The sequence below is a fragment of the Kribbella sp. NPDC031520 genome (genome assembly GCF_055580825.1).
Window position 1 is genome coordinate 71,511 of record NZ_JBVIKS010000004.1, and the last position, 14,557, is coordinate 86,067.

14 protein-coding genes are annotated in these 14,557 nt (G+C 67.3%); 8 read left to right on the plus strand and 6 right to left on the minus strand.

Features of this window, described 5'->3' with window-relative positions; genetic code table 11:
* Positions 1–82: 82 nt before the first annotated feature.
* Both ACZ5BU_RS20955 and ACZ5BU_RS20960 read left to right on the plus strand, forming a co-directional pair.
* A complete protein-coding gene (locus tag ACZ5BU_RS20955) occupies positions 83–1,222 on the plus strand; it encodes a DNA cytosine methyltransferase (RefSeq protein ID WP_465701188.1) in 1,140 nt (379 codons plus the stop codon).
* A gap of 7 nt (positions 1,223–1,229) precedes the next feature.
* A complete protein-coding gene (locus ACZ5BU_RS20960; protein WP_465701190.1) occupies positions 1,230–1,637 on the plus strand; it encodes a very short patch repair endonuclease in 408 nt (135 codons plus the stop codon).
* A 68-nt stretch (positions 1,638–1,705) separates the two neighbouring features.
* Here ACZ5BU_RS20960 and ACZ5BU_RS20965 read toward each other — a convergent pair whose 3' ends face one another.
* Both ACZ5BU_RS20965 and ACZ5BU_RS20970 read right to left on the minus strand, forming a co-directional pair.
* Positions 1,706–2,599, minus strand: a complete 894-nt coding sequence (locus tag ACZ5BU_RS20965) for an HNH endonuclease (RefSeq protein ID WP_465701192.1) — start codon at positions 2,597–2,599, stop codon at positions 1,706–1,708.
* A gap of 511 nt (positions 2,600–3,110) precedes the next feature.
* On the minus strand, positions 3,111–4,241 hold the full coding sequence (locus tag ACZ5BU_RS20970; protein ID WP_465701194.1) for an epoxide hydrolase family protein: 1,131 nt from the start codon (positions 4,239–4,241) through the stop codon (positions 3,111–3,113).
* Positions 4,242–4,295: 54 nt separating this feature from the next.
* Between ACZ5BU_RS20970 and ACZ5BU_RS20975 the strand changes: the two genes are divergently transcribed.
* Entirely contained in the window at positions 4,296–5,306 is a 1,011-nt protein-coding gene (locus ACZ5BU_RS20975; RefSeq protein ID WP_465701196.1) for a helix-turn-helix transcriptional regulator, read from the plus strand.
* 48 nt (positions 5,307–5,354) lie between these two features.
* Here ACZ5BU_RS20975 and ACZ5BU_RS20980 read toward each other — a convergent pair whose 3' ends face one another.
* Positions 5,355–5,999 (minus strand): response regulator, encoded by a 645-nt coding sequence (locus tag ACZ5BU_RS20980; protein WP_465701198.1) that lies wholly within the window; start codon positions 5,997–5,999, stop codon positions 5,355–5,357.
* Positions 5,996–8,257 (minus strand): sensor histidine kinase, encoded by a 2,262-nt coding sequence (locus ACZ5BU_RS20985; RefSeq protein WP_465701200.1) that lies wholly within the window; start codon positions 8,255–8,257, stop codon positions 5,996–5,998. The genes ACZ5BU_RS20980 and ACZ5BU_RS20985 overlap by 4 nt, the downstream gene beginning before the upstream one ends.
* 169 nt (positions 8,258–8,426) lie before the next feature.
* Between ACZ5BU_RS20985 and ACZ5BU_RS20990 the strand changes: the two genes are divergently transcribed.
* The 3 genes from ACZ5BU_RS20990 to ACZ5BU_RS21000 are packed head-to-tail and all read left to right on the plus strand — an operon-like array spanning position 8,427 to position 10,434.
* A complete protein-coding gene (locus ACZ5BU_RS20990) occupies positions 8,427–8,771 on the plus strand; it encodes a hypothetical protein (RefSeq protein WP_465701202.1) in 345 nt (114 codons plus the stop codon).
* Positions 8,768–9,457, plus strand: a complete 690-nt coding sequence (locus ACZ5BU_RS20995; protein ID WP_465701204.1) for a hypothetical protein — start codon at positions 8,768–8,770, stop codon at positions 9,455–9,457. Before ACZ5BU_RS20990 ends, ACZ5BU_RS20995 begins: the two co-directional genes overlap by 4 nt.
* Positions 9,458–9,510: 53 nt before the next feature.
* On the plus strand, positions 9,511–10,434 hold the full coding sequence (locus ACZ5BU_RS21000; protein ID WP_465701206.1) for a methyltransferase domain-containing protein: 924 nt from the start codon (positions 9,511–9,513) through the stop codon (positions 10,432–10,434).
* On the opposite strand, the gene ACZ5BU_RS21005 is transcribed toward ACZ5BU_RS21000, so the two are convergent.
* Positions 10,360–11,280 carry a DMT family transporter gene (locus ACZ5BU_RS21005; RefSeq protein ID WP_465701208.1) on the minus strand — a complete coding sequence of 307 codons (921 nt, stop codon included), beginning with the start codon at positions 11,278–11,280 and terminating at the stop codon, positions 10,360–10,362. The two genes, ACZ5BU_RS21000 and ACZ5BU_RS21005, sit on opposite strands and share 75 nt — an antisense overlap.
* 78 nt (positions 11,281–11,358) lie before the next feature.
* Between ACZ5BU_RS21005 and ACZ5BU_RS21010 the strand changes: the two genes are divergently transcribed.
* Positions 11,359–12,270: a LysR family transcriptional regulator gene (locus tag ACZ5BU_RS21010; protein ID WP_465701210.1), complete on the plus strand. Its 912-nt coding sequence runs from the start codon at positions 11,359–11,361 to the stop codon at positions 12,268–12,270.
* Here the strand turns inward: ACZ5BU_RS21010 and ACZ5BU_RS21015 are convergent.
* Entirely contained in the window at positions 12,255–12,806 is a 552-nt protein-coding gene (locus tag ACZ5BU_RS21015) for a dihydrofolate reductase family protein (RefSeq protein ID WP_465701212.1), read from the minus strand. The two genes, ACZ5BU_RS21010 and ACZ5BU_RS21015, sit on opposite strands and share 16 nt — an antisense overlap.
* 258 nt (positions 12,807–13,064) lie before the next feature.
* Here ACZ5BU_RS21015 and ACZ5BU_RS21020 point away from each other — a divergent pair, with 258 nt between their 5' ends.
* The gene (locus tag ACZ5BU_RS21020; RefSeq protein WP_465701214.1) at positions 13,065–14,423 is read left to right on the plus strand and encodes an FAD-binding oxidoreductase; all 1,359 of its coding nucleotides are present in this window, start codon (positions 13,065–13,067) and stop codon (positions 14,421–14,423) included.
* Positions 14,424–14,557: the final 134 nt, after the last annotated feature.

Sequence of the window (14,557 nt, forward strand, 5' to 3'; positions counted from 1 at the left end):
GTACCGTTGCCTCTTCCAAACCTGACTTCGTAACGTTAACTCCAGCGGACCTGCGCCAGTCGCTGACTCTTGGAAGGACGCCATGCCTGCAGGGCACGTGGCAGGACTATTTGCGGGAATCGGTGGTTTCGAGAAGGGGCTTGCCTCGGCGGGGTTCGAGGCGGACCTTCTGTGTGACGCCTGGGAGCACGCCGCGTCCACTCTGACGCGCAGGTTTCCCGGCGTCTCAATCGTCGGTGACATAGTCGAGCTCAAGGCTCTCCCGGCCGTCGACGTTGTGACGGCCGGTTTCCCGTGTACCGACCTGAGCCAGGTCGGCCGAGTGGCCGGAATCGATGGCAGTGAATCGGGCCTGGTGCGCGAGGTCTTCCGGCTCGTCCATAGTGCCTCCCCAAGGTGGTTGGTGCTGGAGAACGTGCCCAACATGCTCGCTCTGCATGGCGGCCAAGCCATGGATTTCATCACTGGATGGTTCGAATCTAACGGATGGAATTGGGCATATCGGACTGTAGACTCTCAGAGTTCTGGAGTGGCTCAGCGTCGCCGGAGAGTGATCGTGGTCGCGTCTAGATCTGAAGACCCCCGCCACGTGTTATTTGCCGATGAGACAAGTTCGCTGACCAGGACCGATAACGCGGCGGCAGCCTTTGGCTTCTACTGGACAGAGGGGAATCGCGGGGTGGGATGGGCGCCAGACGCTGTGCCGACCCTCAAAGGGGGATCGAAGCTCGGAATACCGTCACCTCCTGCGGTTTGGTTGCCGGAGGAGGTGCCCGGCAAGGCGATCGTGAAACCGAACATCAGAGCTGCGGAGCGACTGCAGGGCTTCCCGGCTGGTTGGACTGACCATGTGGAGCGCGAAGGGCATCGCTGGAAGCTCATTGGCAATGCTGTCACGGTGAATGTCGCGAAGTGGCTCGGAGAGCGCCTGCGCGAGCCCGGCGAGCTAGTTGAGGTCGAGAGGAAGCCACTTGCAGACTTCAAGCGATGGCCGACGGCCGCCGCGGGCGTCTCGGGTCGTCGTGAAGTGTGGGTCCTGTCTGAGATGCCAGTGCGGAAGCGTCGGCAGCGATTGACCGAGGTTCTGAGAGTCCATGGAATGCATCCACTTTCCAGGACCGCTACGGCTGGATTCGCCACGAGGCTTGCCGCAAGCAAGCTTCGTGCCGGTGGCGATGCGTTTCACTCCGCGCTAGCTGATCACGTGGCCGAGATGTCGTGAGACCGAGATGCCTGATCCGCTGGACGATGCAACAAGGCGCAGGATGCGGAGGCAGGCCAGGCGTGATACGGGGCCCGAGGTTGCTCTGAGGCGAGAACTGCATGCGCTCGGTGTCCGGTTCCGTGTGGATTATCGTCCTGAGCCGGGCCTTCGATGTCGTGGTGATATTGTCTTCACGCGCCGCCGTGTTGTGGTTTTCGTAGACGGATGCTTTTGGCATGGTTGCCCTGTACACGCTACGGCACCAAGAAACAATGCTGAATGGTGGCGGAAGAAGATTCGATCCAACCGTGAACGCGACCGACGCATAGACAATGAGCTGGAAGCCCGAGGCTGGCTGGTCATCCGCGTGTGGGAACACGAGACCGCGACCGAAGCCGCCCGAACCATTCTGTCCGGTCTTTCATTGGACTGACCAGGTACGCATTGCGGCCGCCCGAGACAGGTTTAGAGAACGGCCGCTGGCGCCGTCCCGGTCGGGCTTCAGCTTGCCGTCTTGAAAACCTCGTATCGCTCTTCGAGATTGTCTTTTGCGGGTCGAGCTCTCAATGCCCGTGGCGCGGACAAGCGGATTCCGTTCATCTCCTGCAGTCCATGCTTCAGCATCGGCCCGTCGATCTCGCCGAGGACGTCCGGGCGTATCTCGACGACGAGATCGGGCCTGACGCCGAGGATGTTGCGATCGAACGCGGCGTGATGGATCTTGCACAATGCAAGGCCGTTTGGGACCACTGGCCGTCCGAGCGGATGTGCGTCCGGCAGGATATGTGCTGCGTCGAGCAGATCGATATGCTTCAGGTGGCAGACTGCGCATTGCTGGGCGTATGCCTGCAGGACTCGGGCACGGAAGACGGGCTGATGTATCCGGCGTTTCGTCAGCCGCTCAGCGTATTCCCGGCTGTCCTCGGTGGCCTCGTCACCTCGCGGCAGGTAGCGCTGCACCGGGTCGACGGCTACGACGAACTGCAATCTGTCGGGTTCGTCTTCAACCAAGTAGACGGGGAACTGAGGGATGTAGCGCCCAGAGTCGATGCCGAGGAACCAGATGAGGGGAAGTTGCCGCTCGAAGCAACGCCTCATCGCAATGTTCTCAGGGTGGTTTGGGTCGTCTCCGCGATACTTGTATCGGAGGAAGCCGTCTGCCCCGGCCTGATCGGCGTACGGTGGCGTCCGACCAGGAGCTGTGTACGTCGTACGGAATGAGAGGGCGGCGTCTAGGACTGCTGGCTTTCGGATGCCACGCTGCGGATCCATCAGCGAGATCCGCCGGCCATGGAACTCGAAGGTTGCCAGTTCGGCGGATGTCAGTAGCCGGTCGCCGCGTTGAGCAAGCCACGACATTGCAGCATCTCGAAGCTCTCCGTCGAACGAGGCCATCACAGTCTGATGTCTACCAGATCAACGGACCGAAGTCGCGTGCCCTTAGTGCAACGAGCCGTGCCGATCCGTCGACGGGTTAGCTGATAGTCAACCCGTCTCAGGCGTCCACGGTCAATCGCGCCCGAGATGCGCGTTGATCAGTCGGACCTTGTTCGCACGCTCGTACAAGCTCTGCCACTTTCAGCTCCGGCTGCCTCAAGGATCTCAGTACCTTCGCAGTGGACGAAGATCGCGGGCTTCTCGCCACGCTAGGACAACTCGGCGAATGTCGGCATCGAAGGTTAGGTCGGTGCAGGTTCTAGGCCGCGAGGCTCGCTTGCTGGGGTTCGAGGCTCGAATAGATGGTGGCCTGGCGGAGCCGGGTGTCGCCTGCGGAAATCTTGGTAAGGGCGATTTCTTCGGCGTGGTCATGAGGGGTCGGTTTCGCGGGAGTAGCCGGTTGCCAGGTCGGCACCATCGACATGGGCAAGTGAAAGGCCGGCCCGGGTGGGCCGGCCTTTCGGGGTGGTCAGAGGTTGCGGAAGAAGGTGCGGAGGTCGGCGGTTACGTCTTCGGGGCGTTCGAGGGAGGCGAAGTGGCCGCCCTTGGAGAAGTTGGACCAGTGGATGATGTTGGTGTTGTCGCGTTCTGCCAGAGGGCGGATTGTTTTGAAGTCGTCGGCGAAGACTGCTACGCCGGTGGGGGCGTGGTTCTGTTGGGGTTCGGTGCCGGCGTTGGCTTCCTCGTAGTGGTAGCGGCCGGCGGCGGCTGAGGTGTTGGTGAACCAGTACAGGGAGACCTCGGTGAGGATCTGGTCGCGGGTGACCAGGCTGGTGCCGTTGCCGAAGTTGTTGAAGAGTTCGTTCCAGGCCAGCTGACCGACGGGGGAGTCGGAGATGCCGACGGCAACGGTCTGTGGGCGGGTCGAGTTGATCGCGTTGTACCCGCCGACCGACTGGAACCACTTCAGGTGCTCGAGTGCCGCGTAGTCCTCGGGCGTGAACTTCTCGAACTCCGCCGGGTCGCCCGACGGGAACGAGAACAGCTGCAGGACGTGCAGTCCAAGGAAGCCCTCGGGGTTGAGTACGCCGAGCTCGCGGGCCACCATCGCGCCGCCGTCCGAGCCGTGCGCGCCGTACGAGTCGTACCCGAGCCGCCGCATCAGCGTGTCGAAGGTCCGCGCGACCCGGGCCATCGTCCAGCCGCGGTCGACCAGCGGCGTACTGAACCCGAAGCCGGGGATCGACGGTACGACGACCGAGAACGCGTCCTCGGGCGAGCCGCCGTACGCCTCAGGGTCGGTCAGCGGGCCGATCATGTCGAGGAAGTCGACGAACGAACCCGGGTAGGTGTGGGTGAGCAGCAGCGGGGTCGCGCCCTCGACCTTGGACGGTACGTGGATGAAGTGCACGGTCTGCCCGTCGATCTCGGTCAGGTAGTGCGGGAACTCGTTCATCCGGGCCTCCTGCGCCCGCCAGTCGAACCCGTTCTGCCAGTGGTCGACCATCTCCTGGAGGTAGTGGTTCGGGGTGCCGTAGTTCCAGTCGTCGCCGGGCGCGGCCTCCGGGAGCCGGGTCCGCTCGAGCCTCTGAAGCAGGTCGTCCAGGTCGGCCTGGTCGATCGTGACGGTGAAGGGCCGGATGCTCTCGTTCGTGTTCATGGCTTTACCGTAGAATCCGTATAGGAACATTAGATTCCTAATTAGGAGATTGATGTGCTGGAAACTTCGCAGCGCCTGCTCAGCCTCCTCGCGCTGCTCCAGACCCGCCCGGCCTGGACCGGTGCCGAACTGGCCGAGCGGCTCGAGGTGACGACCCGGACGGTGCGCAACGACATCGACCGGCTGCGCGAGCTCGGGTACCCGGTCGACGCGACCCGCGGGCCGGCCGGTCACTACCAGCTCGGCGTCGGCGCGAAGCTCCCGCCGCTGCTGCTCGACGACGAGGAGGCGGTCGCGGTCGCCGTCGGTCTGCGGACCGGTGCCGGCGTCGTCGGGATGGCGGAGAGCAGCGTGCGCGCGCTGACCAAGCTCGAGCAGGTGCTGCCGCACCGGCTGCAACGTCAGGTCAAGGCGATCAACAACGCGATGGACAAGGGACCCGACAACACCCGGTCGAACGTCGATCCGCCCGAGATCGACACAATCCTATTGTCAACAATCGCCGCATGTATCCGCGACGAGCACTACCTCCGGTTCGAGTACGCCGTACCGTCGGAGGACTCGCTGTACAAGGCGGGATCGAGTACGACGCAGGACCTGCCGATCCTGGTGGAGCCGTACCGGCTGGTGAGCTGGCACGGGTACTGGCATCTCGTCGCGCGGGACGAGCAGGGCGCCTGGCACACGTACCGGGTCGACTGGATGTCGTTGCGGATGGCAACGGGGCGCCGGTATCAACCGCGTCCGATGAAGGACAACGAGTACGCCGACTTCGTACTGCGCGACGTCGCGTCGGCCGGCTGGAAGGTGCACGCCCGGATCACCGTGTACGCGCCCGCGCAGGAGGTTCTGTCCCGGATCCACGCCGCCGTCGGCATCGTCGAGTCGGTCGACGAGAACACCAGCGTCCTGGTCACCGGCGCCGACTCGTACGAACTGATCGCGGTCTACATCGGCATGCTCGGCCTCGACTTCCAGGTCGACGGCCCGCCGGGGCTCGTCGAACATCTGCGGATTGTCGGCAATCGGTACATGAAGGCGATCGGCGCGCGGACGGACGTGTAGTTGCGGGTCGGTCGGCTGCGCTTCAGGGCGCGTTGGGATCGAGGAGGACTACCCGTCCTTCGGTACGCCGAGGCCGGCGTTGCGGGCCTGGATGATGGCGGTGGATCGGTCGGCGGTGCCTAGTTTGGTGAAGATGGCGGAGACGTTGTTCGCCACGGTCTTCGGGGCCAGGTCGAGGCGGGCGGCGATCGCCTGGTTGGAGAGGCCGGCGGCGAGGAGGTCGAGGATCTCGCGTTCGCGGGTGGTGAGTTCGGGGAACGGGTCGGCGGGCGGCGGGGCGGCGAAGAACGTGAGTACGCGGCGGGCGACCCCGGGGCCGAAGATGGCCTCGCCGGCTGCGACGGCGCGGATCGCGCGGGCGATCTCCTCCTGTTCGGCGCCTTTGACTAGGTAGCCGCGGGCGCCAGCGCGCATCGCGGCGAAGACCGAGTCGTCGTCCTCGAACATGGTCAGCACGAGTACGGCGACCTCGGGCGCGGAGCGAGCCAGCTCGCGGGTCGCGGCGAATCCGTCGAGGTCGGGCATCTGCAGATCGAGTACGGCGACGTCGGGGCGGGTGGTGACGACTTCGCGTACTGCTTCGCGACCGGTCGCGGCTACGCCGACCACCTCGATGCCGGGCAGGGAGCTCAGCAATGCCGCCAACCCGGCACGTACGACCGGGTGATCGTCGGCCAACACAACACGAATCACCGCACCTCCAAGGAGTCGTCGTCGGCGTGAGCGCCGGCATCCACACCGGCGTCGTCGCGGGCGCCAGCATTCAGACGAGCGTCCATGGGAGAGGCGAGGGCTGGCGGGGCGTCTGCGGGTAAGGCGGATGCGGGTGGGGTGCCTGCGGGAGAGACCGGCGCGGGTGGGGTGTTTGTGGGAGAGGTGAGGGGTGGCGGTGCGTTTGTGGGGGAGGCGGGTGTAGGTCGGGGGCTGTCCTGCGCGTGTTGGGTGGGCGTGGTCGGCGTGTGGTGGGGGAGGGGGAAGTGGGCTTGGACCAGGCCGCCGTGGGGAGTTGGGCCGGCTTGGAAGGTGCCGCCTAGTTCGGCTGCTCGTTCTTGCATGGCTTGTAGGCCTACTCCTGGGTGCCAGTTGGAGGTTGGTGGGCCGTCGTCGGCGACCTCGATGTCCAGGCCGGTCGCGCATCGCAGCGTCAGTACGGCGGACGTCGCGCGTGAGTGCCGTACGACGTTGGTCAGCGCCTCCGTGGCGATCCGGTACGCGGCGACCTCCAGCGCGGCGGGCAACGCCGGCAACCCCTCGGCGTCGACCACGACGCGGATCGCGCTGCCGTCGGCGCGGAACGACATCTGGTCGGCGCGTTGCCGCAGTGCGCCGATCAGTCCGAGCTCGTCCAGCGCGGGCGGGCGCAGGTCGTCGACGAGACGCCGTACGTCGGTGATCGCCGCGCGGGTGTCGGCGCGCAACCGCGCGAGCAACTCGACGGCCCGCGGCGTGTCTGTCGTGATCAGGTTGGCCGCCGCATCCGCGGAGAATGCGACGCCCGTCAGCGTTGGGCCCAACCCGTCGTGCAGGTCGCGCCGCAGCCGTCGTCGTTCCTCCTCGCGCGCCGACACCAGCTGCTCCCGCGACGCCTGCAGTTCCGCGGACAGACGTGTTGCGTGTACGGCGGCCGCCAGCGGTACGGCGACCAACCCGAGCACACTGCGATCCGCCGCCGACAAACCGGACTCACCCGACCGCACGCCGACCTCGAGCACGCCGACAACGTCCCCGCCGTAGGTCAACTCGAGAGATACCACGGGACGCGCGGCGGTTTCGTTGGAGGGAGGTGGGGGTGGTGCGGTGGCGGTGTCTGAGGCGGTGATCACGCCGTCGATGACCAGTGCGACGTATGGCAGGCGTAGGCCGGAGCGGATGGCTCTTACTACTCCGGGGAGGCCCGCCGACAGTTGTTCGCCGACGCGGGAGGCGACGCGGGCCGGGTTGTTGCGGTCGCCGTACAAGGCACGGTCGACCAGTTGCTGGAGCCGTGGCAGTACCGGCGCGATGATCAACGCGACGACGACCGTCACCGCCGCCGAGCGGCCGACCTGGGAGGCGATGAACGAGTCGAGCAGTGCGACCAGCGCCGCGTAGATGCCGATGGCAACCAATGACAGCAAGGCCCAGGTCAGCGCGCGCGACACGACCAGGCGGATGTCGAGGAGCTGGTAGCGGACGATCGCTACCGCGACCGAGATCGGGATCAGCGGAATCGCCAGCAGGACGAGGATCGGCGTACCGGCGACGAACGCCCACGGGGTGACGAACAGCAGCGCGATCACCGATGCCAGTAGCAACCACAGCAGTTGCCGGCGGCCCGTTTCGTCGGCGCGGCGGTAGCGGATCGCGAGGCAGACCAGGGCGATCAGGATCGCGATTAGGTTGCGGACCTCGGTCGCGGTCCACAGCGGCTGGAGCGAATCGTAGTGTCGGATTGTCAACAATGCGCGTGGTACGCCGGGCGAGATCGGCTCCCCGCTGCCGGCCATCTCCAGGACGAACAGTGGTGACGTCGCGATGATCCCGATCGCGGCCCACCGCCAGCGCCGAGACAGCAGCCGGCCGTTCGGGAACAGCAGCAGTGCGAGCGGTAGGAACAGCCCGATCGACCACGGCCAGGCGGTCACCGAGATCGTGACGAGTACCCGCTCCGCGACGTGCGAGTGCAGTACGTGCGCGTGTGCGAGCGCGTCGGCGGCCGGTGTTGTCGCGTGGCCGATCCCGTCAGCGAGGAACAGCCAGCCGATGGGGTTGGCCGGCCGGTGCCAGGCGATGACCGCACCGCAGAGGCCGAAGGTCAGGCCCATCAGCCCGTTGGTCACGACGAAGTTGTCGATGAGCTCGTGCCAGCCCCAGCCGATCGAGACGCCGTACGCGACCGCGAACACCACCTCGACGACGACCAGCGCAGCGAGCGCGCCGGCCAGGCCGCGGCGGTTCCGGGACGTTGTCATACCGGCAGTGTGCGCCCGGAACGTTCCCGGCGTCTCGGGATCGGGATCCCGGACCGGGCGGGGAACTGCCCGCACCCGCGGGACCAGGACCCCAAGCGCTGAGCGGCCACCGACGGCGACGGTGGAGCGGCAACCACACCAAAGGCAACCAAGCCAAGGGGGTAGGGAGATGTACAAATTCGGGCTGGTACTGCTCGGGCTGCTTGCGCTCGCCGATGTCGCCACGCCGCTCGTCACCGACGGGGAGCACCCGCCGATGAGCATCGCGATCGGGTCCGCGGTCGTCGGGCTGATCAGTCTCGTGCTGGTCGGATTCGCGTGGAGCGGGCGGCGGTGGGCGCTCGCGCCGCTGATCACGCTGCGCCTGGCGTCGGCGCTGCTCGCGGTACCGGCGTTCTTCGCGGACGGTGTACCCGCTGCCGCGGTGGTCGCGGCCGGTGTCGGGGTCGCCGCCACGGTCGTCGGCGTGATCGCCGTACTGCTGCCGAAGCGTGAGCTGGCAGGTGCGCGATGACCGAGACACTCGGTCGTACGACGACCCGCGCGGACATCCGGCCCGTGTGGCGGTGGGTGGCGGCGGTGATCCTGCCGATCGGTCCTGCGGCGGTGGCGTTGCTGCGCTACTTCCTGCCGTACAACACGACCGATGATGTGTCGACAATCGTCAATAGGATTGTCAACAATCTGGACCGCAGTTCGTTGGTGCTCTGGCTGGCCTACATCGCGGTCCTGACGCTGGTGCCGGGGGTCTACTTCGTCGGCCGGCTCGCCCGCCGCGGTACGCCGTGGTTGACCGCGGTCGCGTTGTTCCTGGTGATCCCGGGGTATCTGTCGCTACCCTGGACGGCTTCGAGCGACGCGTTCACCTGGTCCGCGGGTAAAGCGGGACTCGATCCGGCGGTGATCACGAAGGCAGTCGGCATCACGCACGGCTCGATGAATCTGGCCGGTTTCGTCTTCGTGATCGGTCACGTCCTCGGCACGGTACTGCTCGGTGTTGCGATGTGGCGGGCACACGTCGGCCCGCGGTGGGCGGCGATCGCCGTCGCCGTCTCGCAGCCGATCCACTTCGTTGCCGCGGTCATCGTCAGCAGCCACACGCTGGACCTGGTCGGGTGGGGACTGCAGGCAGTTGGATTCGCCGCGGTGGGGTGGGCGATCGTCCGAATGTCGAATGACGACTGGGAGCCGGTGCGATGATCCGGACCTGGGCCTGTCCGGCGTTACGCTCGGCGTACTGAAGGGGGATCGGTATGACCGAGAGATCGGGTGGGCCTGGGTTCGTCACAGAGCTCGGGAGCTTCCGCGCCGCGCAGGTGGCGGACCAGAACGTCGAGCGTCAGGCGTTCGTACTGGATCAGATGGCCGGGCGGCCCGCCGTACGGACGTTGAAGGCGTGGGCGCTCGAGCAGCTTGCGCCGGCGCCGGGGGAGACCGCGGTCGACGTCGGCTCGGGTACTGGCGAGGACGTGCTCGCGTTCGCGGCGTACGGTGCCCGCGCGATCGGCGTCGAGCCCAGCCCCGGCCTCCGCGCCGAGGCAGCACGGCGTGCCGCTCGGGCTGAGGCAGGCCCTGCTGCCGGGGCGGAGGCGGTACGGCGTGCCAGTCGGGCTGACGCGGACCCCGCTGCCGGGGTCGAAGCGGTACGGCCTGCCGCCGGAGCCGGGGTTGAGTACGTCGACGGTCAGGCCGAGGCGTTGCCGTTTGAGGATGCGTCTGTCGACGTGCTGCGGTGCGAGCGGGTCCTGCAGCACGTTGACGATCCGGCCGCCGCGGCGACCGAGATGGCGCGGGTGCTGGGGCCGGGCGGGCGGATTGTGCTGATCGACACCGACTGGGGTACGTCGATCATCCACCCGGCCGATCCCGACGTACTGCAGCGCATGACCGGCTACTTCCGCGGCGAGATGGCCAACCCGTACTCCGGCCGCCGGCTCCGCGGACTGCTTGTCGACGCCGGTCTCGAGATCACCGGGGAGACGGCCGCGACCTGGATCGAGCCGCAGGAGGGCGCGACCACCGGCTTCGTCGGCATGATGCACACGACCGCGGCGCGGGCCGGCGTGATCACCGGCGCCGAGGCGGAGGCGTTCGCCAAGACGCTAGGGGACGCGGCTGAGCGCGGCGCCTTCCACATGTCCCTCACGATGTACGCGGTCAGCGCGCGCAAGCCGTGAACGGCGGGGCCATTGCACCACGAGCACCGCGGACAGTACGAACGCTCCGCCGAGCCACTGCATCGCCGTGAGGTGCTCGCTAAACACCGTGGCCGCGGCGACGACCGTGACGACCGGCTCGAAGATCGACAGGATCGACGCCACCGACGGGCCCACGCGCGCCATGCCCGCGAAGAAGAACAGGATCGCGGCGACTGTACTGATCAACGCGACGGCCGCCAGCCACAGCCAGCCGATCGGCGCGAAGCTGAAGTCGGTTCCGCCGCGCAGAAACCCCAGTAAAACAAAGGTTCCGAAGGCGCCGGTGCATACCAGCGCGGTGAGTGCGAGCGGCTGTACGTCGACCGAGTCGCCGACCAGGATGTACCCGGTGTAGACGATTGGTGCACCCAACGCCAGCAGAACGCCGGACCAGTTGAAGTGCCCGGACATCGCGCCGCTGAGCACCAGGCCGATCCCGAGCAGTGCGATCACCAGCGCCGCCACCCGCCGGCGCGAGGCGGGCTCGCGGCGGAGCGCGATCGACGTACCCATGACGAGGACCGGGTACAGGTAGAGGATCAGCGCGACCAGCGACGCGTCGATCCGGGCCAGCGCGGAGAAGTACAACGTCGACTGTGCTGCGTACCCGACCGCGCCCATCGCGAGGCCGGTGACGACGACCCGGCGCGGCAGGCTGCGGAGCGTGCCGCGGGCGAGCGCGAGGCCGAGCAGGAGCACGGCGGCCAGCCCGAACCGGACGAGGAGCAGCGCGTCGACGGTCACGCCCGCGTCGTACGCGAGCTTGCCGAACACGGCCATGACCCCGAACGCGGCGGCGGAAAGAAGGCAGAAGAGGCGTCCCACGACATCGATGGTCGGACCAGTGAACCGTTCACGTCCATCACGGGTTCTCGGACAGCATTGTGAAGCTAAGCTGAACGGATGATGGATCTGCATCGGCTGCGGTTGCTCCGCGAGGTCCACGGTCGCGGCACGGTTCACGGAGCGGCTCGTGCACTCGGCTACTCGCCCAGCGCGATCTCGCAACAGTTGGCGGTTCTGGAGCGTGAGGCGGGTACGCCGTTGCTCGAACGGATCGGGCGCAACGTACGGCTGACTGCGGCCGGCGAGGTACTGGTCCGACACGCGACCGTGCTGCTCGACGGCGTCGAAGCGGCCGAGGCGGAGCTGGCCGCGGTCGCGGCGGGAAGGGTCGCGGGGGTGGTACGGATCGCGTCCTTCCAGTCCGCGTTCATCCGGGTCGTGGCGCCGGCGATCCGCAGTCTCGCGGCGACGCATCCCGACATCCGCGTCGAGGCCGCCGAATTGGAAGTGGAGCAGGCCGCGCCCGCGCTGCGGTTGCAGCAGCTGGACGTGATGGTCGGCGACGAGTACGACGGCCAGCCGCGCGCCGTGCACACCGATCTGCGCCGTGAGCAGCTGCTGCGCGAACACATCCGGGTGATCCTGCCGGCGGACCATCCGCTGGCCGCGTCCGATCGGGTGCATATGCGGCAACTTGCCGAGCTGCCGTGGGCGGCGTGTCAGCCCGGTACCGGTCATCGCGAGATGCATGTCCGCGTCTGCCGTGAGCTCGGCGGGTTCGAACCGGACATCCGCTACAGCTCGGACGACTTCCTGATCCTGCTGGAGCTCGTCCGTACGACGGGCGCGGGCGCGCTGCTGCCGGACCTGGTCGTCGGTGCGGGTGCGCCGGGTGTCGCCGTACGGCTGCCCGCCGAGGGCGAGGTCGGGCGGGCCGTCTTCCTGCTGACCCGCCGTACCCGAACTCCTGCGGTCGCCGCGGTCGCGAACGCGTTGGCCGCCGCGGCCACTGATCAGACCAGGTCGTGACGCAGCAGGACTGTCCGATTGTCGAAAGTACGATTGTCGACAAGCTGCAGCGTGTGCCGGCCGGTCGGCTGGTAGACGGGCTTGCCGCCGCCGAGGACCACCGGATGCACGATCACGTGGTACTCGTCGAGCAGTCCCCGCGCGGTCAGCGCCGCGGCGACGCTCGAGCTCCCGGTCAGCAGGATGTCCTTGCCCGGCTGCTCCTTGATCGCGGCCAGCTCGTCGGCGGAGCGGATGATCCGGGTGTTCCATTCGGCGGATTGCAGGGTTGTCGACAATACGACCTTCGGCGTCCGCCGCCAGACCGGTGCGAACTCGGTCGCGTGCTGGTCCGGGTTCATCGCCTCGGCGTTCGGCCAGTACGACGACATCATTTCCCAGACGGTCCGCCCGTACAGGAAAAGGTCCGCGCGCTCGGTCAGGCTCATCGAGTAGGCGCCCAGCTCCGGGCCGAGCTGAGCCCAGTCGAACTCGCCGTTCGGTCCCTCGATGAAGCCGTCGAGCGACTGGTGCACGTAGTACATGATCTTCCGCATGATGTCCTCCTCGGTGTTTGCCTCCTGGTCGGAGCGGTTCGGCCCGCTTTGACATTCGGGATTGACGAAATCCGTTCGGCTTGGGAGATTCAAGGAGAACGAGCGGGTCTGGGGGAGGGCCGGCTGCTCGTCGGGGGTTTCGGACGCTCTCTGGGGTGAGGTCCGCGCGCTGCGCTCGACGGTGACCACCGGTCTGCGCGGTGTGCGCTGTGCGCGTACGCCGATCTGCGACGGAAACTTGCACAGGGGAGCGGGCACATGATCGAGAACCTGCGGGAAGCCACCCGCGGAGAGGTCCTCACCGTAGGTGACGACGGGTACGACGCGGCGCGCCGGGTCAACAACTGGATGCACGACAAGCGGCCGCAGGTGATCGTTCGGTGTGAGAACGCCGGCGACGTGATGGCGGCGATCGACTACGCGCGGAAGAACGACCTCGAGATCGCGGTCCGCGGCGGCGGTCACAGCGTGCCGGGGTTCGGCACGGTCGACGACGGGCTCGTCATCGACCTGAGCCCGATGCGCAACGTGCGCGTCGACCCGGTGAACCGGACCGCGCGGGCCGGCGGCGGCGCGACCTGGGGCGACTTCAACGCGGCGACGCACGCGTTCGGGCTGGCGACCACCGGCGGGATCATCTCCACAACCGGTGTCGGCGGGCTGACCCTCGGCGGCGGGATCGGGTACCTCGCGCGCGGGCTCGGCCTGTCCTGCGACAACCTCGTCTCGGCCGACGTGGTGACGGCGGACGGGAAGTTCCTGATCGCCAGCGAGAAGGAGAACGAGGATCTGTTCTGGGCGCTGCGCGGGGGTGGCGGCAACTTCGGTGTGGTGACGGCGCTGGAGTACCGGCTCGCCCCATTGTCGACAATCTACGGCGGCCCGATGTTCTTCGAGCTGTCCGACGCGACCGCCGTACTGACCGGGTTCCGCGAGCTGATCAAGGACGCGCCGGAGCAGCTCGGCGGGTTCCCGGCGTTCCAGATCGCGCCGCCGCTGCCGTTCATCCCGGAGAACCGGCACGGCGAGCCGTTCGCGGCGATCGTCGGCTGCTGGGCGGGCGACCTGGACGAGGGCGAGACGCAGATCTCGAAGTTCCGTGAGTTCGCGCCGGTGGTCGCGGAGATGGTCGGGCCGATGCCGTACCCGGCGCTGAACAGTGCGTTCGACGCGCTCGTACCGCCCGGGCTGCAGCACTACTGGAAGGCGAACTTCGTCACCGAGTTGACCGACGAGGCGATCCAGGCGCACCTGCGGCACGCACCCAAGCTGCCCACTGTGAACTCGACCATCCACATCTACCCGATCAACGGCGCCTGCCACCGGGTCACCGCGGACGCGACCGCGTTCGCCTACCGGGACGCGAACTACGCCACCGTGATCGCCGGGATGTGGCCGGACCCGGCCGACAACGACGCCAACATCGAGTGGGTACGTTCGTACTACGACGACGTCGCGCCGCACTCCGAGGCCGGCGGCTACATCAACTTCATGGCCGGCGACGACCAGGGCCGGATCCGCGAGAACTACCGGCAGAACTACGACCGGCTCGCCGACGTGAAGCGCCAGTACGACCCGGACAACGTGTTCCACCTGAACCAGAACATCGTGCCGTAGGCAACCAACGGGGTGGGGGGGGGGGGGGGGGGTGGGACCCCCCGACCCCCCACCACCCAAAGAAGGGAGGGAAACACGGGGTGGGCAGCGGCTGGGCCGGGGACGTTCCGCGGGGGGGGGTTTCCTTTCCCCCA